The organism is Pseudomonas sp. 2(2015) (assembly GCF_000955865.1).
Taxonomy (GTDB): domain Bacteria; phylum Pseudomonadota; class Gammaproteobacteria; order Pseudomonadales; family Pseudomonadaceae; genus Aquipseudomonas.
Window position 1 is genome coordinate 1,374 of the sequence record NZ_JYOF01000034.1, and the last position, 427, is coordinate 1,800.

General features: G+C 66.5%; 1 protein-coding gene. It reads right to left on the reverse strand.

Annotation, left to right across the window (positions count from 1 at the left end; translation table 11 throughout):
- Positions 1-20 precede the first annotated feature (20 nt).
- On the reverse strand, positions 21-427 hold a 407-nt coding region (locus tag UB48_RS28330), incomplete at its 5' end, for a methyl-accepting chemotaxis protein (RefSeq protein ID WP_275560919.1).

The following is a 427-nucleotide window of genomic DNA, read 5'->3' on the forward strand; positions in this document are numbered from 1 at the left end:
GGGCTTGCCCCGCGATAATTTCAAAGGCGAAACCCACCCATCTGCCGCGCCAGGTCATCGGCCAGCCCGCGCAGCGCCTGGCACTCCTCCCGGCACCCCTGCACATCCACCGCCGTTTCCCGCGCCAGGTCGGAAATCCCCTGCACCGTGCGGTTGATCTCCTCGGTCACCGCCGACTGCTCTTCAGTCGCTGTCGCCACCTGATGGTTCATGTCACTGATGTGCTCGACCTGCTCGGTGATGGTCCCCAGCGAAGCACCGGTCTGCTGGCTCGACTCCACGCCCGTACCGGTTGCCGCCTGCCCGGCCTGCATCGACGCCACCGCACTGCCGGCACCCTGCTTGAGGCGCAGGATCATTTGCTGCACTTCATCGGTGGACACCTGGGTGCGCCGCGCCAGGGTTCGTACTTCATCGGCGACCACGG